The 23,011-nt window shown below is 43.5% G+C and carries 19 protein-coding genes, 1 tRNA gene and 1 pseudogene; 8 read left to right on the forward strand and 13 right to left on the reverse strand.

Features of this window, described 5'->3' with window-relative positions; genetic code table 11:
• The first annotated feature begins 574 nt into the window (after positions 1-574).
• From AC3D28_RS14780 to AC3D28_RS14795, 4 genes are all read left to right on the forward strand, one after another.
• Positions 575-2,206 (forward strand): methyl-accepting chemotaxis protein, encoded by a 1,632-nt coding sequence (locus AC3D28_RS14780; protein ID WP_098413998.1) that lies wholly within the window; start codon positions 575-577, stop codon positions 2,204-2,206.
• Positions 2,207-2,312: 106 nt separating this feature from the next.
• Complete coding sequence (alr, locus tag AC3D28_RS14785; RefSeq protein WP_098413999.1) at positions 2,313-3,542, forward strand: alanine racemase; 1,230 nt, start codon at positions 2,313-2,315, stop codon at positions 3,540-3,542.
• 239 nt (positions 3,543-3,781) lie between these two features.
• Complete coding sequence (locus AC3D28_RS14790) at positions 3,782-4,513, forward strand: AzlC family ABC transporter permease (RefSeq protein WP_488536507.1); 732 nt, start codon at positions 3,782-3,784, stop codon at positions 4,511-4,513.
• Entirely contained in the window at positions 4,510-4,818 is a 309-nt protein-coding gene (locus AC3D28_RS14795) for an AzlD family protein (RefSeq protein ID WP_488536508.1), read from the forward strand. The genes AC3D28_RS14790 and AC3D28_RS14795 overlap by 4 nt, the downstream gene beginning before the upstream one ends.
• Before the next feature lie 144 nt (positions 4,819-4,962).
• Here the strand turns inward: AC3D28_RS14795 and dld are convergent, their stop codons facing one another.
• The 5 genes from dld to AC3D28_RS14820 all read right to left on the reverse strand — a co-directional run bounded on the left by dld (position 4,963) and on the right by AC3D28_RS14820 (position 11,655).
• Positions 4,963-6,669: a D-lactate dehydrogenase gene (dld, locus tag AC3D28_RS14800; protein WP_488536509.1), complete on the reverse strand. Its 1,707-nt coding sequence runs from the start codon at positions 6,667-6,669 to the stop codon at positions 4,963-4,965.
• A gap of 385 nt (positions 6,670-7,054) precedes the next feature.
• Positions 7,055-7,957: a LysR family transcriptional regulator gene (locus AC3D28_RS14805; RefSeq protein WP_488536510.1), complete on the reverse strand. Its 903-nt coding sequence runs from the start codon at positions 7,955-7,957 to the stop codon at positions 7,055-7,057.
• 290 nt (positions 7,958-8,247) lie between these two features.
• Positions 8,248-8,321: transfer RNA gene (locus AC3D28_RS14810), tRNA-Cys, on the reverse strand.
• Positions 8,322-8,529: 208 nt separating this feature from the next.
• On the reverse strand, positions 8,530-9,984 hold the full coding sequence (gene viaA / locus AC3D28_RS14815) for an ATPase RavA stimulator ViaA (protein ID WP_488536511.1): 1,455 nt from the start codon (positions 9,982-9,984) through the stop codon (positions 8,530-8,532).
• 9 nt (positions 9,985-9,993) lie between these two features.
• Positions 9,994-11,655, reverse strand: a complete 1,662-nt coding sequence (locus AC3D28_RS14820) for an ATPase RavA domain-containing protein (protein WP_488536512.1) — start codon at positions 11,653-11,655, stop codon at positions 9,994-9,996.
• A 268-nt stretch (positions 11,656-11,923) separates the two neighbouring features.
• On the opposite strand from AC3D28_RS14820, the gene AC3D28_RS14825 reads away from it, so the two are divergent.
• The 3 genes from AC3D28_RS14825 (at position 11,924) to AC3D28_RS14835 (ending at position 13,865) form a co-directional block, all read left to right on the forward strand.
• Positions 11,924-12,439: an NUDIX hydrolase gene (locus tag AC3D28_RS14825; RefSeq protein ID WP_488536513.1), complete on the forward strand. Its 516-nt coding sequence runs from the start codon at positions 11,924-11,926 to the stop codon at positions 12,437-12,439.
• A gap of 23 nt (positions 12,440-12,462) precedes the next feature.
• A complete protein-coding gene (ltaE, locus tag AC3D28_RS14830; RefSeq protein WP_488536514.1) occupies positions 12,463-13,467 on the forward strand; it encodes a low-specificity L-threonine aldolase in 1,005 nt (334 codons plus the stop codon).
• Between the two features lie 80 nt (positions 13,468-13,547).
• Positions 13,548-13,865: a c-type cytochrome gene (locus AC3D28_RS14835; protein WP_098414008.1), complete on the forward strand. Its 318-nt coding sequence runs from the start codon at positions 13,548-13,550 to the stop codon at positions 13,863-13,865.
• Positions 13,866-14,052: 187 nt separating this feature from the next.
• Here the strand turns inward: AC3D28_RS14835 and AC3D28_RS14840 are convergent, their stop codons facing one another.
• The 6 genes from AC3D28_RS14840 to AC3D28_RS14865 form a co-directional block, all read right to left on the reverse strand.
• Complete coding sequence (locus AC3D28_RS14840) at positions 14,053-14,574, reverse strand: lipocalin family protein (protein ID WP_488536515.1); 522 nt, start codon at positions 14,572-14,574, stop codon at positions 14,053-14,055.
• 112 nt (positions 14,575-14,686) lie between these two features.
• Positions 14,687-14,938: a DUF2999 family protein gene (locus AC3D28_RS14845; RefSeq protein WP_098414010.1), complete on the reverse strand. Its 252-nt coding sequence runs from the start codon at positions 14,936-14,938 to the stop codon at positions 14,687-14,689.
• A 186-nt stretch (positions 14,939-15,124) separates the two neighbouring features.
• Positions 15,125-15,436 carry a stress response translation initiation inhibitor YciH gene (gene yciH / locus AC3D28_RS14850; RefSeq protein ID WP_098414011.1) on the reverse strand — a complete coding sequence of 104 codons (312 nt, stop codon included), beginning with the start codon at positions 15,434-15,436 and terminating at the stop codon, positions 15,125-15,127.
• A gap of 1 nt (position 15,437) precedes the next feature.
• Complete coding sequence (locus AC3D28_RS14855; protein ID WP_488536516.1) at positions 15,438-15,827, reverse strand: DUF3319 domain-containing protein; 390 nt, start codon at positions 15,825-15,827, stop codon at positions 15,438-15,440.
• A gap of 128 nt (positions 15,828-15,955) precedes the next feature.
• Positions 15,956-16,945: a D-alanine--D-alanine ligase gene (locus tag AC3D28_RS14860; protein ID WP_488536517.1), complete on the reverse strand. Its 990-nt coding sequence runs from the start codon at positions 16,943-16,945 to the stop codon at positions 15,956-15,958.
• Between the two features lie 148 nt (positions 16,946-17,093).
• Positions 17,094-17,663 carry an SPOR domain-containing protein gene (locus tag AC3D28_RS14865; RefSeq protein WP_488536518.1) on the reverse strand — a complete coding sequence of 190 codons (570 nt, stop codon included), beginning with the start codon at positions 17,661-17,663 and terminating at the stop codon, positions 17,094-17,096.
• Between the two features lie 235 nt (positions 17,664-17,898).
• Here AC3D28_RS14865 and AC3D28_RS14870 point away from each other — a divergent pair, with 235 nt between their 5' ends.
• The gene (locus tag AC3D28_RS14870; protein ID WP_488536519.1) at positions 17,899-20,532 is read left to right on the forward strand and encodes a bifunctional acetate--CoA ligase family protein/GNAT family N-acetyltransferase; all 2,634 of its coding nucleotides are present in this window, start codon (positions 17,899-17,901) and stop codon (positions 20,530-20,532) included.
• 99 nt (positions 20,533-20,631) lie between these two features.
• On the opposite strand, the pseudogene AC3D28_RS14875 reads toward AC3D28_RS14870, so the two are convergent.
• Together AC3D28_RS14875 and galE are read right to left on the reverse strand one after the other, a co-directional pair.
• Positions 20,632-21,520: pseudogene (locus AC3D28_RS14875) on the reverse strand (LysR family transcriptional regulator).
• A 454-nt stretch (positions 21,521-21,974) separates the two neighbouring features.
• Positions 21,975-22,991 carry a UDP-glucose 4-epimerase GalE gene (galE, locus tag AC3D28_RS14880; RefSeq protein WP_488536520.1) on the reverse strand — a complete coding sequence of 339 codons (1,017 nt, stop codon included), beginning with the start codon at positions 22,989-22,991 and terminating at the stop codon, positions 21,975-21,977.
• Positions 22,992-23,011 lie beyond the last annotated feature (20 nt).

The raw sequence follows: 23,011 nt of genomic DNA on the forward strand, positions 1-23,011 counted from the left end.
ACATTATCAAACCATCTAAAGGAAGGTATTGCTTGTATCGGTGGTCCGACAGGCTTCACTCAACCTATCTTGATGACATATCCCGATTCCAATAACGCATTATTCATAAACCGAAATTCATGAAGTATGTTGCTTTAAACACCATAGGTAGAGGAACCAACCTACCAGCTGCTTTTGAATTAAATGCTTAAAAACACTCCGGCCGGTACAATTTCCGCTCAATTAGGCAGAAACACCCACTAATCCACTTATCATGCCGAACTGCCATTATATTCAGGGCTAGATACTCTGAATAAACACCTTGTTATGACTCCGAGGCAAGATGATTCCCTACTCTTGGTAACACGTTTGGTATCGATAGAAAGCTTTTGTTACCAACATCTTTACCTCTTATCTGGTCGTACCTTTATAAGTTATTGACGTATTTATTTTTATTTAAAGCTCAATTCATTATCGAAAACATCGTTAATTAGTGATACTTTACAGCTGTTGCAGTAATTTAGGGACATATATCACATATACGGACGTGGTTTGCTTTGACGACACAACATAAGAAAAACAAGGTATATCAATAATGTCTATCAAGAACCTTTCTATAGCGAAGAAGATATCGCTATCATTTATACTCATTGCCATTGTCAACATTGCATTTGGCGTATTTTTATCTACAGAGCTCAAAAGCATCAAAACTGAGCTATTAAACTATACTGATGATACTCTCCCAGCAATGGAAAGAGTCGATGCGATTAGAGACGACTTATCTCGATGGCGCCGTGACCAGTTTGCCACTTACACCTATGAAGATGCCGGCAAAATCAGAAACAAAATCGCCAGTAATATTCGTGAGCGTGAAAAAATCAGTAAAGAGCTAGACGCTTATGGTGAGACGGTTTGGCCGGGTGAAGAACAGCAAACCTTCCAGCGCCTGCTGCGTCAGTGGAAAAAGTACTTGGTTACTATGGACCAATACAATGAAGCGATGATAGCCAATGACAAAAGCAAGGCCCACCCTATCTTAGTTAACTCTTTACCTGCTTTCGAAGCCGTTGACTCTGAGTTAGACGAGCTGATCCAACTGCTTAAAAGTGCAATGGACAATAACAGAACCAATATCCTTTCTTCTATAAACGGATTGAGCAACTCATCGATCGCGAGCAACGTGACAATTCTATTGATCATGGTGGGAATGACTTACGTCTTGACTCGCCTGATTTGTGGCCCGCTTAAACTCGTCGTTGAACAAGCAAACGCGATTGCTACCGGTGACTTATCGAATGATATTGATCGTAAGGCAATCGGTAATGACGAGCTTGGTGAACTGGCCGACGCCACCACTAAGATGCAAGACGACCTACGTCAAGTGATCGACAATGTTATCGCAGCGGTGACCCAGTTAAGTAGTGCGGTTGAAGAGATGAGCCAAGTCTCTGACATTTCAGCATCCGGCATGAAAGACCAACAGCTGCAAATCACTCACGTCGCAACTGCGATGACAGAAATGAAAGCAGCCGTAGCCGATGTGGCGCGGAACACTGAAGATTCAGCCAACCAAGCGAACGAGGCTAACCGCCGCACACAACACGGTGTGCGCGAAACTCAAAGCATGGTGGATGCGATTGGAGGGGTGGCAACTGTCATCGGTAACGCGGGTGATACGGTGGCTGAATTAGAGCAACAATCTAACAAGATCAATGTTATCGTCGATGTTATCCGTGAGATTGCCGATCAAACTAACTTGCTTGCACTTAATGCCGCTATCGAGGCTGCGCGAGCTGGTGAATCTGGTCGTGGTTTTGCCGTTGTGGCTGACGAAGTGCGCACACTTGCTGGTCGTACTCAAGATTCAACCAGCGAAATCACTTCGATCATTGAACAGCTACAATCTCTCGCGAAAGACGCAAAATCTGCCACTGAACTTTCGAGAAGCAGCATCTCAGAATGTGCAGACCAAGGTATTCAATCAAAACAGCTGATGAGCGATATTGAACACTCTATGTCTGATATCTCAGATATGGGCAGCCAAATCGCTACTGCTTGTAATCAACAAGACTCAGTAGCGGAAGAGCTTAACCGCAGTATTGAAAACATACATTTGGCCTCTCAAGAAGTCTCACAGGGTTCTGAGCAAACCGCTCAAGCTTGTCGTGAATTAAGCCAGCTATCTCTTTCTCTTCAAGATGTGATGAGCCGCTTCAAACTAAGCTAATCCATTGATTAAAAACGCTCCATACCATCACTTGGGGCGTTTTATTTCCTCAGGCACTCCCTGTATTCAATAAAATAATCAATACAAAAACGCGTACGGAGACTTTATGCGCTTAAATAAAACCTTACTATCATTGACCATTGCTACTGCCATCTTTGCTCCCACTATGCAAGCGACTGCTGCCCCTCTCCAAATCACTAACGCCGCGGCAAAGGCAGAGCAAGTTCAAAGCGCTAACGCATGGCTAGAGATAAACTTGGGCCAGTTTCGCGATAATATTGAGCAATTTAAATCGCACATGGATGGAACAACTAAAATCTGTGCCGTGATGAAGGCAGACGCATACGGCAATGGCATCGCTGGGCTCATGCCAACAATTATCGAACAACAAATCCCTTGTGTTGCGATTGCCAGTAATGCCGAAGCAAGAACAGTCCGAGACAGCGGTTTTAAAGGCCAACTTATGCGTGTACGCTCGGCTGACTTAGGTGAAATCGAAGCGGCAATGGACCTAAATATTGAAGAGCTTATTGGTACTGCTGAGCAAGCGAAAGCACTGTCTAAACTAGCCGAGAAAGCTGATAAAGAAATCAAAGTTCACCTAGCTTTAAACGATGGTGGTATGGGACGTAATGGCGTTGATATGACCACTCAAGAAGGCAAGCAAGAAGCTTTAGATATCACTCAACAAGCGGGCGTTAATATTGTTGGTATCATGACTCACTTCCCTAACTATAACGCAGATGAAGTGCGCGAAAAACTCAGCTCATTCAAAGACAGCTCTACATGGCTGATGAAAGAAGCTGACTTGAAACGCGAAAACATTCTGTTGCACGTTGCTAATTCGTATACCGCGATCAATGTACCAGAAGCACAGCTCGATATGGTTCGTCCAGGTGGCGTTTTATATGGTGATCTGCCAACTAACCCTGAATACCCTTCTATCATGTCTTTCAAAACGCGCGTAGCATCACTTCACCACCTGCCAGAAAATAGCACTGTCGGTTACGACAGCAGTTACAGAACAAGCAAAGAAAGCGTGATGGCAAACATTCCGGTTGGTTACTCTGACGGTTATCCGAGAAAAATGGGGAATACTGCAGAAGTGCTCATCAATGGCCAACGTGCGAAAGTCGCTGGTGTGGCCTCTATGAACACCACCATGGTAGATGTATCAGACATCAAAAATGTCACTCCTGGATCTGAAGTGGTGTTATTTGGCGCGCAGCAAGGTAAAACTATCTCCGCAGCTGAAATGGAAAAACATGCCGAGGTTATCTTCCCAGAACTATACACAGTCTGGGGTACGACGAACCCTCGCGTCTATGTAAAATAGCCCCTCTCGCGTATGCCTGACGGAACGAGAAAGCGAGTGCATGCTCGCTTTCTCGTTATTTCCGTGACCAAGTTGCTCATTAAACGTTAATCCTCAACGTTTTCTTTGTCACTATGGCTCATTTTATCTTTCTCGTTGTGTTTGAAAGCCCTCGCAATTGATGTTAAATATGCAGTTTACAAAAGAATAACAAAATTCTTCTATGGCTCTGCCCTTTTGCCTGCTGGCTAGGTACCTCTATGACAGAAAAAACTCAACACCTTCAACCTTCTTCGACTGAATTACATAAGTTTACTCGTCTCGACGTCTGGAATGGATTCACCCAACTTTTGCCTCTTTCCTTTTTTGTGGTGATATTTGGCCTCGCATTTGGCGTTGCTGCCGTACAAACCGGGCTTGATGCTTTTCCTACCATGCTAATGAGCACACTGGTTTTCGCGGGTGCTTCACAGTTTGCCACGTTAGATATGTGGGGAGCGGAAGTGCCGCTGATTCCTGTGCTTATCACGGTCTTTGCCATCAATGCGAGACACCTACTCATGGGCGCAACCCTCTACCCTTGGTTGCGACAGCTGCCACCAACTCAGCGATATAGCATGATGCTGGTCGCATCGGACGCAAACTGGGCAATGGCTCTTAATGCATTCGGAAGGAAAGAACCTGGGTTTGGTTTGCTGCTTGGCGGTGGCATTGCCATGTGGTCGTTTTGGATTATCGGCACTTGGATCGGTATTTACTTTGGTAATGCCATCAAAGATCCAGTAAGCCTTGGACTGGATATGGTCATGGGGTGTTTTTTACTCTCCATGGTAGTCGTTGGTCCTAAAAACTTACGTATCTTTGCTATTTGGGCCACTGCCGCGGCCTCCTCAATGCTTGCATATTGGTATTTACCAGAAAATAGCCACGTCGTGGTTGGCGCTATTACAGGTGGGGTTTTGGGCGCGTGTTGGAAGGAGAAGAAAGCATGAACATCGAAACAAGCGTAGGTGGCACGCTGCTGATTATCATTGCAATGGCGCTTGTGACTCTAATGACACGCTGGGGTGGCGTGTATGTGATGTCATTTATTCCAATTAGTCAACGCGTTCAACGTTTTATTACCGCGATGTCAGGCTCGGTATTAGTCGCCCTATTGGCTCCACTTGCGGTAGAAGGCGATGCTGGAGCTAGAACGGCTCTATTTACCACAGCTGTTGTGATGCTCATTGTCAAAAAGCCCTTACCAGCCATTGCCGCAGGGATCATCGCCGCCGCTGCAGTGCGAGCCATTTAGTTGCCCTTTGTTAAGTAACCCAGTCAAAATAATTAAGCCCTGATGACATGCTACTGACGTCATTAGGGCTTTTGCTTTATACCCAAGCATCTTGAAGGTACTTGGGTTTATTGATCAATGAGCCTCAATACTTGAAATCGATGACTATACACAACAGTTACAGTTGCGTTTATATTTGTCCATTTTACCGATACCTGGGTTGAAGGTATTGGTTGAATCTAGCTCATGATAGAACTTCTGGAGCGAGTTTTCAGCATCGTACAAGTGGCCAACATTGTGCTCTGCTGGGTATTTCGCACCTCGGCTGTTGAGGTGTTCTAGCATCAGCTTTTTCATCAATTTGGTGTCGGTTCCTTTTTTGAATATGTAGTCCTGATGGAACACAAAGCACATAAAGTGACCATAATAAAGCGCCTGAACAAGGTTCTTATTCACTTCTTCTGGCAAGGTCTCTAACCACTCTTCATCATTACGGCGCAGTGCGATATCCAGTGCAACGATATCTTCAACGTCTTTGCGATGAATCGTTTCGTAACGAATTGCAGCTCCTGCAGCGGCAAAGCGGTGCAAATAGGCTTTTTTACCCTCGTCCGGCGTACATTCGAAGAAGTCACTGTCTTCTTCTATTGCCCAGACTTCTTTCAGGTATTTTTGAGCTTCGGCAATACCACCATCACTCATTTTCAAAATCAAGTGGTGTTCGTACTTATCTCGAAACGCTAGCATTCGCTCAGGAAGATGCTGTGGAAATAGTTTACTTGCGTAGTAGAGAATCGTATCTGGGAGATATTTACTTACGAGTGGCAAGCGTTCTAACAAGTTCTCTACTTTGGCTTTTAGCGCAAACATTTTAGGCAACTTGTCTGTACCGAGTAAGTCGATGGATAAGAATACATCTTTGCCATATTTTTCTGCCATATTAAAAATATCGCGATGCAGGTACTCTCCCATCTCTGGCAAGTTACCAAACGTAGATAAGAAATCTTTTCTTAGCTGAGTCAGCTTGGCAGGGTCATTCGTGCCAAGATAAAAAACCTGTTCTTTTTCTGGTACTGGATAACTATCAACACGAACGGCAAATACACCTAATTTACCTGCGCAGCCACTTGCCTCAAACAGTCGACGCTCATCGGCATTAAAACGTGACGGAATATCGGAGGTGACGTCTCGCACACGATCATCGTATTCTTTGTCTGACGCCATTCGCTCATCGTGACTGATCTGAGCAGGGTCAAAATTGCCTTCTTGTAAATTCTGCAGGATTTCTTCTGGTGTCTCTCCTAATCCTTCAATACCAAGATGATTAACAAGATGAAGATTGCCTTGTTTATCGACCTGTGCATACATCGCGAGCTCGGTATACGCAGGGCCTCGTTTCACTAATGCACCGCCGGAGTTATTGGCGATACCACCGACTACGGTCGCGCCTAACGATGAAGAACCAATGATGGAATGCGGCGCTCTATTCACTGCCTTCAACTCTTTTTCCAATGAATGTAGGCTTGCACCAGGCAAGCAAACCACTTGCTTACCACCCTCTAACAGGTGAATTTTCTTGATTTTCGTAATATTGATCACAACCACATCACGATCATAATCGTTACCACTTGGCGCTGAGCCTTCGGTTAAACCCGTCTTGGCAGCCTGCATAATAATGATGCAATTTGCTTCGACGCACTGTTTAATCAGCTTCCACTGCTCTAGCAGAGTATTAGGGAATACGACCGCAAGCGCTGTACCGCTGCCTGAACGGAAACCCGATCGGTAGTATTTGGTTTTAACCTGATCAGTTAGAACGTTTTCATCCCCAACGATCGTTTTAAATGCTTTAATCAGCTGCTTTTGTTTCATATCCATATCTCTGGTTATTTTATTTCGCTCATCGATCCGCTATCGCAACGGTAATTTGCGTTTGAGTCACTATAAGCAGTCCGTTTCTTTGCGTCTATCTAAGTCAAACGTACAAATATTCACCACCAACAAACAAGCATAATAATTCTTTTATTTTCTGTTAGTTATCTTTTTTATGTGGCAATTTTAACGAAAGAAACAGACCGTTTCCTCAAAGAAACAATAGCAAAACCATTTATTAACAGTTGTGTGCAAGCTCGAGTTATCAAGATCACTGGCTGTAGGGCTGATAGCAGTTAAGTCGTTAAATTGAATGAACTATTTGAAATGTTCGTTGGAAACATAACCACAACACCAAAGTAACCATTAATGTGGTGTTGTTAGATTAAAATCGATGATTTTGACTTTGGAAACTCATATACAGATGCTCAATGAACATTTTTATTTTTTCTGGCTGTTGCCGAGTGTAAGGGTATACCGCATAAATACCGAGACACTTCGCCGTTTCATCTTTAAATAATTGAATTAGGTGACCTTTGTTCAGATCGTCATAAACCAGTACGCGTGGGACGTAAATGATCCCTTGCCCTAAGAGCGCGACATTTCTTAGTACGGAGGAATTATTGGTACAAAGGTTACCGTCTACCGTCATTTGATACACGTTACCACCCTCTTTAAACGCCCACTCACGAGCTCCCGTCTCTTGATAGGAATAGACGAGACAATTGTGTGTGTCTAAAACTTGGGGTTGTTTCGGAATACCATGTTTAGCAAGGTATTGAGGCGAGGCGCAGACAACCCAGTTGGCGTCCACCAGTTTTCTCGCAATTAGGCTAGAATCTGGTAGAACCCCCGTTCGAATGGCGAGATCAAACCGTTCATTCACAATGTCGACAAACCGATTATCAAGATCCATATCAATATTAATATCGGGATACTTTTGATTAAATTCATTGATCACGCTTGGAAGAATCAATTCACCAGAAATAGTAGGGACAGAAATTTTAATGCTTCCGGATAGGTTTTTACCTAATCCCACGATAGATTCTTCTGCGGTTGCAACGGCGTGATACACGGACTTGGCATGGCTGAAAAACGACTGACCCGCTTCTGTTAAAGTTAACGTGCGTGTCGTACGGTAGAGAAGCTGGACCCCGAGATCTTGTTCTAGTTTGGCGATACGTTTGCTGACAACCGATTTCGTCAGAGTCATTTGTTTCGCAGCCGCGCTAAATGAACCTTGCTCAACCAGATGATAAAAGATGATGTAGTCGTCGGTATTTCTCATGCTTCTGCGTCAAATCCTTTGGAAGCGTTATTGTAGGCAAGTAACGATAAGAGTACAGAAAGTATCATCACACTTATTCAATTGTATGGATTTTTAGTCGCAGTAAATCACGGTTTATTCTAGCTTGTGAAGTTCTGTTCCAAAATAATCTCAAGATACTGAGTTTGCGAGTGACGTGGTTTGCAAACACAACTGTTTGATTAATATAGATACAAAAAAACCAGCTTTCGCTGGTTTCATGTGGACGCTTAAAGCATCAAGATACCGCCATTAGCAATATCTGTATAATATGGAGGCGCCTCCCGGAGTCGAACCGAGGTCCACGGATTTGCAATCCGCTGCATAGCCACTCTGCCAAGGCGCCATTCTATCAACGCTTTACGAGGCCTACCTCGCTGCGTTGATTGCTACTTTACGGATTAAGAAAAGATAGTCAAACAAAAAGGTTTTATTCCCCGTTTGTTTGATTTGTTTTAAGCCAATTAGACGAAAGTTCGATCTAATTGGCTTAAAACGACACAATAAAAAACCTGGCTTCGGTGCTCAGTAGCTGAATATGTTTTGAGTGAACGTTATTGGTTACTAACACGTTTTAGCAGTCGTCCCACAACGTTGGGGTGGTATGACCAAGAATGATCAAACATCGACATTAATGCGGGGTTTCCGTATTTGGACAAGCTAATAGCATGGAAACGGTTCTTCTTTGATTTTAGCGCCTCAACTTTCGCGAGCAACTCATCTTGTTGTTTTGGCGCAATGAAGTCTGAAATCACCACCATGTCCGCATTCTTGTATTTATCGCCGTTCATTAAGTCAATGGACTTGATCAATGTCGGCTCTAAATCGGTGCCACCATGAAAGCTATAGGTTAAAAAGTCTGCCGCTTCACGCAGTCCATCTTGCTTGGTGAGCTCATAAGTAATGTGCTCTGTGGAAAAGATAATCACGTAACAATCACGCTGCTCGGCTAACGCAATTTGCATCAGAGCGTAAGCCATTGCTTTGGCGCATTGTTCAGGAAACCCGCTCATAGATCCGGAAGCGTCAACACAGACAATAAATGGGCCTTTCTCAATGTCCACCGCTTTGTTATCAGGTCGGTGCGCTTTGACTTTGCGCAAAGTTCGCGATTTTCCTTGCATGCGATAATTCATCAAACGTTTGTCGACTAAGTGTTTATAAAACACAACTTCCAGTTCAGGGTACGCCAAAAACATGGTTTCGTTAGGAAGCAACTTGTTTAAATCGTCACTTTCATGAATGCCGACAATGTCGTCTGTCGCTTCGTCACTCTTCTCCTCAACCATTTTCAGCTCTTCGGTAGGAGCTCGGTTTAGATCTGGGTCGTTAACTTGCCCTGCCATGCGACCAAGTTGCTCGGCGATTTCTTGTAAGCCTTGGTGTTTTTTCAAAAACTCTGCATGATGCTTCATCACCGTGAGGTCTGTTTTACTTAGCCTCGCAGAAGCCATATCCCACAAGCGCCCGACACTTTCAGCGTCGCCCGACTCTGTGACTTTATCCATATTACGCATGGTTTCCATACGCTGGTACAAATCATTGAGCACTTTCTCTTTGTTAGCTTCCAGTTCGTTGATTTGCGCTTGTTTAATCGCATTCGCTAAACTTTTATACCATTGATCGCAGAAGTAATGTGGGAACATCGGGTTATCCACCCCTTTGTTTTTATCCATCAACCCACGAGCTTGCATGTAAAACGCTGAATGCCATTCAAGTTTTTTGAGTACCTCCTCAATGTGTTCAAAAAACTCGTCTTCATCCCAGTGAATGACCTCTTGATACAAGGCTAACTCTTGTTGAAAACGCTCTGTATCACACACTTTGGTGATGCGCTTCTTCACGCTGCCCTGCCATTTTAACAAATGGCTTTTCACCGACGATTTCACGCCGTGATTCTCTGCCATCATCATCACTTGTGAACGAGCCATCAAGTCATTGACAGCACTGTCGATGATGCCTGAGTCAGCGACCATCAATGCCAAATTGAATCCGTCTGCACCTAACATGTCGTCCCCTTAAGCGAAAAACTGATGTAAGCTTTTAAAGCGCTGAATAATTTTCTCGCTTTCACTTTGGATAGACTCCAGTTGTTGACTGACCTGTTGCAAACTCGACTCCATTAAACGCGGTAATTCAGGATCAACAAAACTGTGTGGCAAAGCGCCATGGAAATTCGCTTTTACTTTGCGCATATGATGTTCCGCTTCACTCAATTGGTTTACTGCTTTTTCACTTTGCGCTAACCACTTCTGATACCGTTCAAGATCTAAACCCTTTTCGGTAACTAAACTAACCAGAACGCCTCGGTTCGCGATATCCCGAACGACCAAATTGCTCGCTGCATCGACATCAAAACGTAGACGGCACATGTTAGTGTTTTGGTTCACATAACCGTATACATCTCCGTAGCCATCTTTAATCACGCGCTCCAGCTCATCTTTTGGTAGATAAACCCAACGGCTATCACCTTTTTCAGATTCCGATACCGACATGTTGCTCTGCAAAATCACCAACTTGACTAAGTTGACAGCAGCACCAACTTTGTAGGTTTTTGCCTTAGACGTATCGAAACGCAGGGTTTCTTTACGCAAAATCCCTGTTGCCGCCTCTGGTGTCAGCGTCATGCGGTAAGCATCTTCAAGCTCGTGTTGAACGTCGATTAACGACTCACTGCAGTATTCAATTTCTTGCTCCACATCTTGTTGGTCAAAAGCGTGTTTGAGAGCAAACTCTTGAACTACCTCACGAACCACATCTCGTGACTCCGGATTGTTCCATAAACAATCTTGAAGAAGCAGCAAATCAAGCGGGTTAATTTCATCGCGCCCATTAAAGAATGCACTCGCCTTTAAGAGTTTTACCGCTTTCTTCCAGCGACGGTCAGACACATACATGTCAGTATTGGCCGCATCACCAAACTCCGCTTTGACTTTGCTTTCTAGCATCGTTTTTAATTGGAATAGCTTTTCGAATGCATTGTCAGTCAGCGTCAGTTTATCGAGTTGCTGTTGCCACTGGTGATATTCTTCATCGGTGATCGCTAACCCCTCTGGCACTTGCGCTTCTTGCGGGGTACCCACCGTCAGCATTGACTTGAAGTTTTGTTTGTTCTGAATCCGATTAACAAACACGCGCACCAACATACGGTCATAAAGAGCGTCTAGACCGCTCTCTTCATCGGGTAATTCGTTCGAGGCAGAAACAAGCAAACGCATTGGCACACGCTCAATATCACTGCCATTTTTGAACGTTTTTTCGTTTACCACTGTCAATAATGTATTCAAAATTGCAGGGCCCGCTTTCCAGATCTCATCTAAGAAAACAACTTGGGCTGTTGGTAGATAGCCTTTAGTTAGGCGAACATAGCGTCCGTTGTCTTTCAATTCTTGAATGCTTAATGGACCAAATACTTCTTCTGGTGTTGAAAATCTCGTCATTAAATATTCAAAATAACTACTATTATCAAAAGCTTGAATAAGACGTTTGGCAATTAAACTTTTTGCAATTCCAGGAGGGCCCAAAAGAAAGACACTTTCACCGGCAAGAGCAGCAAGAAGACATAATTTGATGGTGTGTTCACGTTCATAAACGCCATCAGTCAGCGCTTTAGCCAGTTTATTGATACGCTCAGAAAGAAGCGCTTTTTGGGCATTTGATGCAAATGAAGGTTGAATCATACATTCTCCGACGGCTTTAATGATGTTTTGTTATTGCTTTTATGCATTTGCTATCATTTTGTTGCGGTTGTATTTTGTTGGTTTTCTCTTATAACAGATGCTTAGCGCTTGCTTGGCTCGGCAATCAAAGTTTTCATTTATGAGACGCCGTTCACTGAGGAGGGCAAACGCTTTCGTAACGTGACAAAATTTTTACTTTTGTTTCTCAGCATTTGTGGTTAATGTGCAAAACACATCAATATGCGGTAAAGCTAGGATTAATCGCTGCATGAGCAAAACTATTCATAAGTGGAAGCAAATTTCTCTCGTTGAAGAACAAGTTATGCTTCCAACGGGGCAGGCAATTATACATACCACTATTCACCACCCTGGGGCTGCGGTAATTCTGCCTATTACCACAGATGGTGAAGTGGTCCTTGTTAATCAATTTCGGCCTTCTCTTAATAAGTGGCTTTTAGAGCTGCCTGCAGGCACGCGTGAAAGTGAAGAAGAACCTCTCTGCTGCGCCCAAAGAGAGTTAGAAGAAGAAACCGGATTCAGCGCAGAGAAGTTTACTTCCCTCGGCCAAGTAACTCCTCTTGCTGGTTTCTGTGATGAAATTCAGTACTTGTTTGTCGCAGAAAAGCTCAGCAAAACCAATCGCTACGAATGTGACCATGACGAAGTGATTGAGGTTGTGACGCTGTCACTCAGCGAGCTTGAAGACAAGATCATCGACGGCACAATTACGGATGCCAAAACTATTGCTTGCCTAAGCAAAGCGCGCCTTTGCGGCTACCTTTAGGACTTTTGACCAAGGAGATATTCATGGATTTTCGATCAGATACCGTCACTCAACCTACTCAAGCCATGCGACAAGCTATGTTTACCGCACCAGTTGGTGATGATGTGTATGGTGATGACCCAACGGTCAATGCATTAGAAGAGTTTGCTGCTGAACTGGCGGGATTTGAAGCAGCCTTGTTTACCACGTCAGGAACTCAAGCAAACTTGCTGGGGTTAATGGCCCACTGCGAGCGCGGTGATGAATACCTATGCGGGCAGCAAGCGCACAATTATAAGTACGAAGCTGGCGGCGCGGCAGTGCTGGGGTCAATTCAACCTCAACCCATACAAAATAATCCCGATGCCACGTTACCATTTGATAAGCTAGAATCTGCCATTAAACCAGACGACTGTCACTTTGCTCGTACTAAGTTGCTCAGCTTAGAAAATACAATTAACGGTAAGGTATTGCCTTTATCTTACCTCGCAGAAGCACGTGACTTTGTTAATAAACACAACTTGAAACTGCACCTTGATGGCGCTCGCGTTTTTAATGCGGCCGTTGCACTGGATGTGCCAGTAAAAGAGGTTGGCCAGTACTTTGATTCGATGACCATTTGTCTATCAAAGGGCCTCGCAGCTCCAGTAGGCTCATTGTTGCTTGGCTCGGCGGAATATATCGCCAAAGCGAGACGTTTGAGAAAAATGGTAGGTGGTGGCATGCGCCAAGCGGGCATTCTAGCCGCAGCAGGTAAACTCGCTATCACGGAACAAGTCGCACAATTAAAACAAGATCACATCAATGCCAAAACGTTAGCTGCAGGTTTGGCTGAGCTTCCTGGGTTCTCGGTCAACCCTGATTTTGTTCAAACGAACATTGTTTTCGCAAAGCTGGATCCACAAGTAGACATCCGGACCATCGCTGAAAAACTAAAAGCGCAAGGCATTATTATCACCGCCAGCAACCCAGTTCGTTTTGTTACACACAAAGATATCTCGGCACAAGATATCGACACTTTTCTCTCTCACCTTAACTCTCTACTTTAATTTGATTTTGATCATTGAGCTTCCCCTTAGGGGAAGCTTTATGGTAATCCCATTACCTACTGTCAAATAGAGAACTATTCATGCTCAGATTCGTGTTTTTTGCCTCTCTTCTTTTTTCTTCGGTAGTTTCTGCTGAGTCTTTCGGGGATGCAGATAAAGGCAAAATTAAATCGCCAAGTTGTGTCTATTGCCATGGCACCAACGGTATAGCAGAGAACGACGCTTATCCAAGCCTTGCGGGTCAGAATGCACCGTATCTTTACAACGCGATGAAAGCCTATCAGTCAGGTGAGCGTGAAGGCCCTCTTGCCGATATGATGGAGGCACAATTAAGAATGCTAGATGATGAAGACCTCCGCGACGTGGCTGCATTTTTCGCAGAGAAAAAACGCAATTAATTGGTTTTCCCACTTCAAAAAACCTCAAAAATAACGTAATTGCTCAATACCAATACTTCCTGTATTGGCATTTAAAGGTGAAATAGCTGATAAGAAAATCATGCTCACTGCGGGTCTTCATCTCCTTCTGAAATGAAGACCCTAGAGGTAAATGAACGAATGGAATCTCCAACCTACCATTAGTACTTTATTGAGCTTGATCGACAAGGATCAATTCATCAAGTTCAAAGCCTTTTTCTTTGGCTACTTGCTTAAAGCGTTCTACGATTGCTTGATCGACGGTTGGCGTTCTGGAAAGCAGCCATAAGTAATCGTGATTGTAGCCCGATATAAATGCATAATCGTAGTTCTCACCTAACTCAAATACGATATAGGATGAGTAAAAGGGTCCAAAGAATGAGACCTTCAGGTGGCCAATGTTTTCATCTTCGACAAAATAGGCTTTTCCTTCGGCTTGTGTCCACGCTTGATCTTCTTCCGAGTACCCTTGGTTTATCACTCTCACACCGCCATCTTCACGGCGTTGGTATTCAGCGGTCACGTGCGATAAACCGCGTTCAAATGAATGGTCAAGACGTGCAATCTCGTACCACTTACCTAAGTAAGGCTGTAAATCGAAGTTGTCTACTGGTTCCACGCCACTGGGTTTGGAAGTGCAGCCAAACAAAGTCGCAAGTGATAAAAATAAAATTGTCTTTAGCGCTCTCATACAACAACCTAAATCTGAATTAGTGACTGATTTCACTATAGAAGGCAAAGAATCGATCAAAAAGCTGGCAAAACAATCAAGTTTGCCAGCTTTTGGTTTTCTTGAAACGCGGTTATTGCTGCAACCTTTCTGTTGCTTCAACAACTTTTGAGAAGTCTAGACCCAGCTCTTCTACGGCTTCTTTAATCAGCGCTGGGTTTTGCATTACCTGTGCCATCAGAGCTTGAAGCTTATCTTGTGGAAGACCTAACTCGCTGACCGTTGCCATTGCAGCCAAAGGGTTTTGAGTTAATGCCTGAAATAGCTCGTGGATTTGCTCATCGCTAATATTGTTCTCTTTTAAGATCGCAAGAATCGGGTTCATCAAATTACCTTTATATACTATATAAAACAGACCGGCAGTTTATCATTAGGTATTCGCTTTGTACTAGCAACTTGCACATCGTCACTTCGTAGGCTCAACTCCTTCCTTTGAAGAGCGCAACCTGCGATTACTGGTTTTTCAGATACAAAAAAGCGCCTTCGATGAGGCGCTTTAGGGTTAGTTAAATTAACCGCCGGCTAATTTAACTGTCATGCCTTTTTTTTCAAGATGCGCTTTGATCTTGTCTCGAGCGTCACCTTGAATTTCTATGCTGCCGTCTTTTACCGAGCCGCCACAGCCACATACTTTTTTAAGTTCTGCTGCTAGTAGTTTTAGCGGTGCATCATCCAAGTCTAACCCCGTAATAATGCATACGCCTTTGCCTTTTCGTCCTTTAGTTTGGCGCTGAACTCTTACGATACCATCGCCTTTAGGACGGTTTACTTTTTCTTCTTCCGGTTTAATTCGACCGGTTTCCGTTGAATATACCAAGGTCATTCTATTGTTTCTTTTGTTGTTGTGCTTGCATCGCTTTTTGCATTGCAACCAAATAAGCTTCGATATGGCGTTGAATCGCAGTTTTACTGCCTTTAATTAGCTTACCATTGAACATACAATACCAAGCATTGAGTTCGCCTGTATCGTTTTTAATAGTATAGCCGTTAAAAACTTCAGATTGTTGCATTCCGCCTGTATGCAGCGCTCTTTGATCAAGCGCCGCAAACTCTTTCGGGTCGATGATTGATGCGGTATCGCACCACCAATCTATACTCTTCTTTACCGCCGTCAAACTACCTTGTAAAACGTGGTGTTTGATTTTAACCTTCCAAATACTGCCGTCTGGCCCGCCTGATTGCAGATTAAAACCTCTATAATTTGAAATCGCCATACCATTGAGTCATCTGTTTAATGCGTTAATATCATCATAATTGTTACTGAGCATTATTCAAATATAGCTTGAACAAACCTTGCTCAATCAAACAATTTTTAACACAAAACAGGCCTCAATAACGTTAATCACTTTGCACTATTTATGCAACATTCGAGGAATTCATGGAACTTGTGGCCATTGTTTTGAAGCATTTTAGGGAACATAGAGATTGGCGTCATGCCTGGGAATGTGTTGACTTCGTTTAGGTATATCTTGGCGTCTTCTGTCAAGAAAAAATCGATGCGAGATAAATGACGAAGGTTCATCTGTTTAAATACGGTTTCAGAAGCGTGTTGAATTGCTTCTAACTGCTCTTGTGTTAGATTTTTGGCTTCCACTTCCGTCAATGAGTGACTAGCACTGCTGTATTTTTCATCGTATGAATAAAAGGCACCATCCGGTGCAATCACTTCACCTGGTTTAGTAATGTGAAGCTGACCATTCATCTCATACGCTGCGACTTCCAACTCTCTTGGCTTCACTGCTTTTTCCACTAGAACTTGATCTGAGAACCCAAAAGCATCATTCACAGCAGCCGCTAATGCCTCTCGCTCCATGACACTGTAACAACCGACAGATGAGCCTTGACGCGCCGCCTTTACAAAGACTTTTCCCCATTTTTCAAACATTTTTAACGCTTGAATGTGCGCTTCTTCGTCATTACGAGTCAGAAACAAGTATGGTGTATTGGGAATACTAAGAGCGTCATACCAAAGCTTAGATGTAATTTTATTAAAACTATTGCTGCTCGCTTCAGGACCACAGCCGAGATAAGGGATACCTGCAATTTCAAACAAAGATTGGATATCACCAGTCTCTCCTGGAAAACCGTGTATGCAAGGTATGACGAAGTCAATGGTTTGACTCGACTCACTGGTACACAACTGTTTGCTATTCAGATCCAAATAAACCAACTCATCTTGAGCGGTCATCCAACCTTCGCTTTTTATTTCTACACGGATAACTTTCACATTTTCGATAAGATTTAGCTGTTGCTCAACAAAGTTTGCAGACAACAATGAAATCTCGTGCTCAGAAGAGCCGCCGCCGCATAGAAGAAGAATATTTTTAATCATGGATCAATCTTTCCGTGACCTACAAAAGATACTATTTATTATGATAAACCTTTGAAGTGTGACGTACAGTAATTTTAATGTGAGGAATTCTGTTTGAATAGGATTTAAGCAAAAAATAAGGGAGCGAATAGCTCCCTTATTTGATTTGTTAGTTTAACTTGTTAAGTGTTGGATAAGCCGACTTTTTGATGGCATCAATGCTCTTAACAAATGGCTTCAATTGTTGGAATTGAGCCGGCAGTGTTGAGATGGCTTGTTTTGCTTCATCACTTGTTGCGTAGTCACCGTAAAGCACAGAGAACCACTTGGTACCGTTAACAACTTTATAGTTCTCCCAAATTGGTTGTTCACTTTGTGGCAGTTTATTGGCAAATTGGTCAACTTTAGCTTGGCTACCCAACGCGACTACCTGAATGGTGTAACCAAATCGCTGAATGTCTGTTTGATTCTTGCTTGGCGGTATAACCTTAACTGGTTTAGCCTGCTTTTTAGGCGTTAACTTAACGACTCTTTTCTCTTCAGGCTTTGCCGTCATTTTCACAACAGTTGGTTCTACATCTCTTTCCACTACTGCATTTTCAGACGCCATAATAGGCTTAGATACACGGTCTGATTTGTAATCCTCTCGGTGGCTTTCAGAAGTGACATCTGTGATGTAAGTTTCCGATGCACAAGCAGAAAGTAAGACTGACAAGCCGATGATTGCGATTTTTTTCATGAAGTAACAAACGCTCTGGATAAATATTAAGATAAATCATGCCGATAGCAGACTCGTTTATCAAGCATCAAATACAATAATCTGTGATTTTGATGTGATGAATAACACAAACTCCATAAGCATCGTCCACATTTTCTCCAATGTCCGGTGAGAAGACGTTTTATCAGCCAGTTATTCGTTTATGATTGTTGATATTGATAGAGAAGTTCGACGTGCTAAAGGCTGGGGAGTCAGCATGAATAAACTACATAAACTCTTTAAACCCAACTCTGTGGCCGTTATTGGGGCATCTCAAAAAGCATTGCGTGCAGGGCATGTTGTTATGCGCAATCTTCTGCAAAGCGGTTTTGGCGGTGCTATCATGCCAGTTACACCAAAATATAAAGCCGTGTCTGGTGTGATTGCTTATCCGGATGTTGCTGCCCTACCCTATACGCCTGATATCGCTATTTTATGCACCAATGCTTCTCGTAATGAACAACTGCTAAAAGAGTTAGATGAACGAGGCACGCCATTCGCGATTGTTATTTCAGACGATACTCAATATCTTAATATTTCCTCGCTCAATATTCGTGTTTTAGGCCCTAACAGTTTAGGGATTATTCTGCCTTGGAATAACTTCAACTGTACGTTTTCTCCCGTTGCGGCTAAGCCCGGAAAAATCGCATTCATTTCACAATCCGCAGCGGTATGTACCACAGTTCTGGATTGGGCCAATGATAAAAATATCGGCTTTTCTTCGTTTATTTCTATTGGTCGTGGCCAGGATATCGATTTTGCCGATTTACTCGATTACTTGAGTATGGATGGGAACACCGAAGCGATATTGCTGTATGTGGATTCTATCCAAGATGCGCGTCGATTCATGTCGGCAGCTCGAGCAGCCTCTCGTAACCGCCGAATTCTGGTTTTAAAAGCAGGTCGCTCGAAAGAAAAGAACACGTTTGACCAACAAGACGGCGACACACTGGATGTCATCTACGATTCGGCTATTCGCAGAACGGGTATGCTACGAGTAAGCAATACACATGAGCTATTTGCGGCAGTAGAAACCCTGACACATTCGGTGCCACTTCGAGGGGAGCGTCTGGCGATCATCACCAATGGCGGAGGCCCCGCTTTGATGTCTGTAGACACCTTAATCGAGCGCGGCGGTAAACTTGCAACACTGGATGAAGCTTCGGCTGAACAATTGAAAGCTGTTCTTCCTAAAAATTGGCGCCAAATAAACCCGATAGACCTCTCTGGTGATGCGACTAAAAAGCGCTATATCGATACACTTAATGCTCTGATGAATAACGATTGTGCTGATGCGATTTTGATTATGCACAGCCCGTCTGCAGTTTCAGATCCCCTCGACACCGCACAAGCGCTCATAGAGGCAATCAAAGCTCACCCGAGGCATAAACATTTCAACATTCTGACGAATTGGTCGGGAGAACAAACGTCTCGCGAAGCTAGACTAGCATTTACACAGGCTGGAATTCCGACTTATCGAACGCCAGAAAGCGCGGTTGTTGCATATATGCACCTTGTGGAGTACAGGCGCAACCAAAAGCAATTAATGGAGACTCCTACAACCGCAGAGCCATTACACTCGGGTAGTGTTAGTTCCGCCAAAGAGTGGGTAGACCATAAATTACTGGATAAAAACACAGTCACGCTCGATACGCACCAAACGAGCCCATTATTTAAACTGTTTGGCTTTAATGTGCTGCCGACGTGGATTGCTTCCGATGAAATAGAAGCCGTACATATGGCAGAGAACATTGGTTACCCAGTCGCCGTAAAACTTCGCTCTCCCGATATCCCACATAAGTCGGATGTTCACGGCGTGGCGCTTAACTTGAGAAACAGCAGCGAGGTTTCTAATGCAGCCCAATCTATTTTAGATAGAGCTAGGCTTAGTTACCCTTCAGCAAATGTACATGGTTTATTAGTGCAAGGTATGGCCAAGCTAGGTAGCGCCGAAGAACTACGGATTAGCATTGCAGTTGATAAAGTATTTGGGCCCGTGATCCTATTAGGTCAAGGGGGATCAGAATGGAATATCGCGCAGGATGCAGTCGCAGCGTTACCACCGTTAAACATGACGTTAGCGCGTTACTTGGTGGTGGTGGCGTTAAAGTCAGGCAAGATTCGCTTGCAGAAACACAAAGACGCCATTGATATTGCCGAGCTCTCTAAGTTCTTAGTTCGTATCTCCCAAATGGCGGTTGAGTTACCGGAAATACAAAAGCTGGACATCCATCCAGTTCTGGTATCAGAACGCGACTTAACTATCATTGATGCAGACATCACATTATCAAAATACGAGGGCGACGCGCAGAAGCGTCTTGCCATTCGTCCTTTCCCTGCCGAATTTGTTGAAACAGTTACACTTCGCGATGGCCAACCTATTCTACTTCGTCCTATTTTGCCTGAAGATGAGCCACTCCATGCGCAATTCATTAATAGCGTATCTAAAGAAGATCTGTATAGGCGTTTTTTCTCTGAAGTTGGCGAATTTAATCACGAAGCCTTAGCAAATTTCACACAAATAGATTATGACCGAGAAATGGCGTTTGTTGCCGTTGCTTTTGATAAGAGTGGGCCATCGATCATTGGCGTTGCTCGGGCACTGATTACACCAGATAATAGTGATGCTGAGTTTGCTATTTTGGTTCGCTCTGATTTGAAAGGTAAGGGCTTAGGGAAAGTGCTGATGCAGAAAATCATCAGTTACTGCAAAATTAAAGGCACTAAACAGATGTCAGGGATGACAATGCCCACTAACCGAGGCATGTTAATGTTGGCGCAGAGTCTTGGCTTTGAATTGGATGTCCAATTTGCTGATGGTACCGCAGACATGGTGTTACCATTGAACTAGATAAGACTTCCTTTTCTTATATTTATTCAACTTCTTAGGTTCAGTGGACATTGTAATATCAATGTTCGTTCTGAATCTAAGAAGCAAACCGTGACGTTGTTATTTTAATTTCCAGTTCTTTTTCAAGTATTGAATACACCAAGACTTTGCTTCACCCATAGTATTTCTGCGCCATGCTAAGATAATATCCATCGGTTGCTCTTCTGTTCCTTCAATTCTCTTTAGTACCCCACTATCAATGAGTGGTTGTGCAATTTGGCTTGGTAGCGTGCCAATACCTAGTCCTGCCGTTAATGCGTCCACTTTAGCGGTAAAGTTTGTGACAGTTAATCGAGGCTGTTTTTGAATGATATTGATTGAGAGTGCTGGCTGTTCACGTGCAGTATCAGCAATTGCGATGATCCGGTATTTCTCTCTTGCTGCTTCATCGAACTGACCACTGCGCTTATGTACATAGTGCTCAGCTGCCGCGACCCAAACCATAGCCATTTTTCCGATTTTTTCAGATTTAACTTCTTGCGGTAACGTATTCGAGCGATGGACAAATCAATAAGTCGGCTCTCCCAGAGTTGAGAGATTCCCAGCTCCCAGCAAGAATCTCCTCCTGTAGTCGTACTCGTGTCGAGCTGACTTCAGCCAGCGCATCAACCATTGGGAAAAAATTAGAGATAGGAATGATGCCATCAAATGCGATAGTGATGTCCAACTCCCATCCATTAGCCAGTAATGTGGCATCATTAACGAGTTTTTCACTGGCCTGCAAAATGGCTCTCCCCCTTTCTAGGATGAGTTTGCCTGCTTCAGTAAAATGCGCCTTGTGACCAGAACGGTCAAAGATAATAATATCTAAATCTTGTTCGAGTTTTTGGATCTGATAACTCAGTGATGATGGGGCTCTGTCTAACTCATTCGCAGCAGCAGCAAAACTGCCTCTTCGGTCGATAGCATCCAGTATATGGAGCGCTTCTAGTGTTATTGGGCTCTGCACATGAACTCTCTTAACGTGATTTACACCGCGCTGATGGTCTTATCAAGATAATATAACTTTAAACAATATAACACATTGATTCGTGAAGACTAGAAAGGCGCTTAATTGTTGAAAATAAGTTTATAAAAACACAAAAGCCAGCTTAGTGCTGGCTTTATTTTGGCTTTCATTTCTAAAATGTTAAGAAAAGTATGGAAAATGAAAGTTTACTGTTTTGCCATCTCTTTTTTCACCATCACTGCAGCAGCGACGATGAATGTGATGATTAGACCGAGCTCCATGAACTACCCCAATAGTTATGAGAAAATTTACGACTCAAATTAAGAGTCGTACATATTTTAACAGCTCTATATATAGTTGCTACCTTTTAACCACTAATTTAGGTTTTTTCCCGATTTAGATCAAAAAAGACGCAGCAACGCGTCTTTTTTTGTTATTAATATGTAAATTCCGATTAAGCGCTTGGATAACCTTGGGGGTTATTTAATTGCCAACGCCATGTATCTCGCGTCATTTCTTCAAGAGTGCGTGATGCTTCCCAGCCTAACTCATTCATTGCTTTCGACGGGTCAGCCCAACACTCTGCAATATCTCCAGGACGGCGCTCTACCAATTGATACGGAATATTTTTACCACTCACTCTTTCAAAGGCTTGCACCATTTCAAGAACACTGTAGCCATTACCTGTACCAAGGTTATAGATATGAAGGCCGGCTTTGCTGCCTACCTGTTTCAGCGCCGCCACGTGGCCGTCAGATAAGTCCATCACATGGATATAATCACGTACGCCAGTACCATCTTTCGTTGGGTAATCGCTACCAAAGACAGAAAGGAATTCACGACGCCCTACCGCGACCTGAGAAATAAATGGCATTAAGTTATTTGGAATACCTTGAGGGTCTTCACCTAGCTCACCTGTTGGGTGTGAACCGACAGGATTGAAATAGCGAAGCAATGTAATACTCCAATCTGGATTTGCTTTTTGGAAATCAGTTAAACACTCTTCCACCATCAACTTGCTGCGACCATAAGGATTAGTCGCGCTGGTAGGAAAGTCTTCTGTGATGGGAACGGTGGCAGGATCTCCGTACACTGTTGCTGAAGAGCTGAATACTAACGATTTCACACCAGCTTCACGCATCGCATCAACTAATACAAGTGTGCCATTTACGTTATTATCATAATATTCTAGTGGCTTAGCTACGGATTCACCTACAGCTTTTAGGCCTGCAAAATGGATAACGGCTTCAATATCGTATGCTGTGAGTGCATCAACCATGGCTGGTTTATCTCGAATATCCGCTTGAATGAATGCCGGCTTAACACCACATACCTTTTCAATCCGGCTCAATACGGTTGATTTACTGTTGTACAGGTTATCTAGAATAACGGGAGTCATTCCTGCTTCGATCATTTGAATGCAAGTATGGCTACCGATATAGCCCATACCTCCCGTAACAAGTACTTTCATTTTATAATTCCTTTTGACGC

The sequence above is a fragment of the Vibrio sp. TAP-3B genome, from assembly GCF_057784735.1.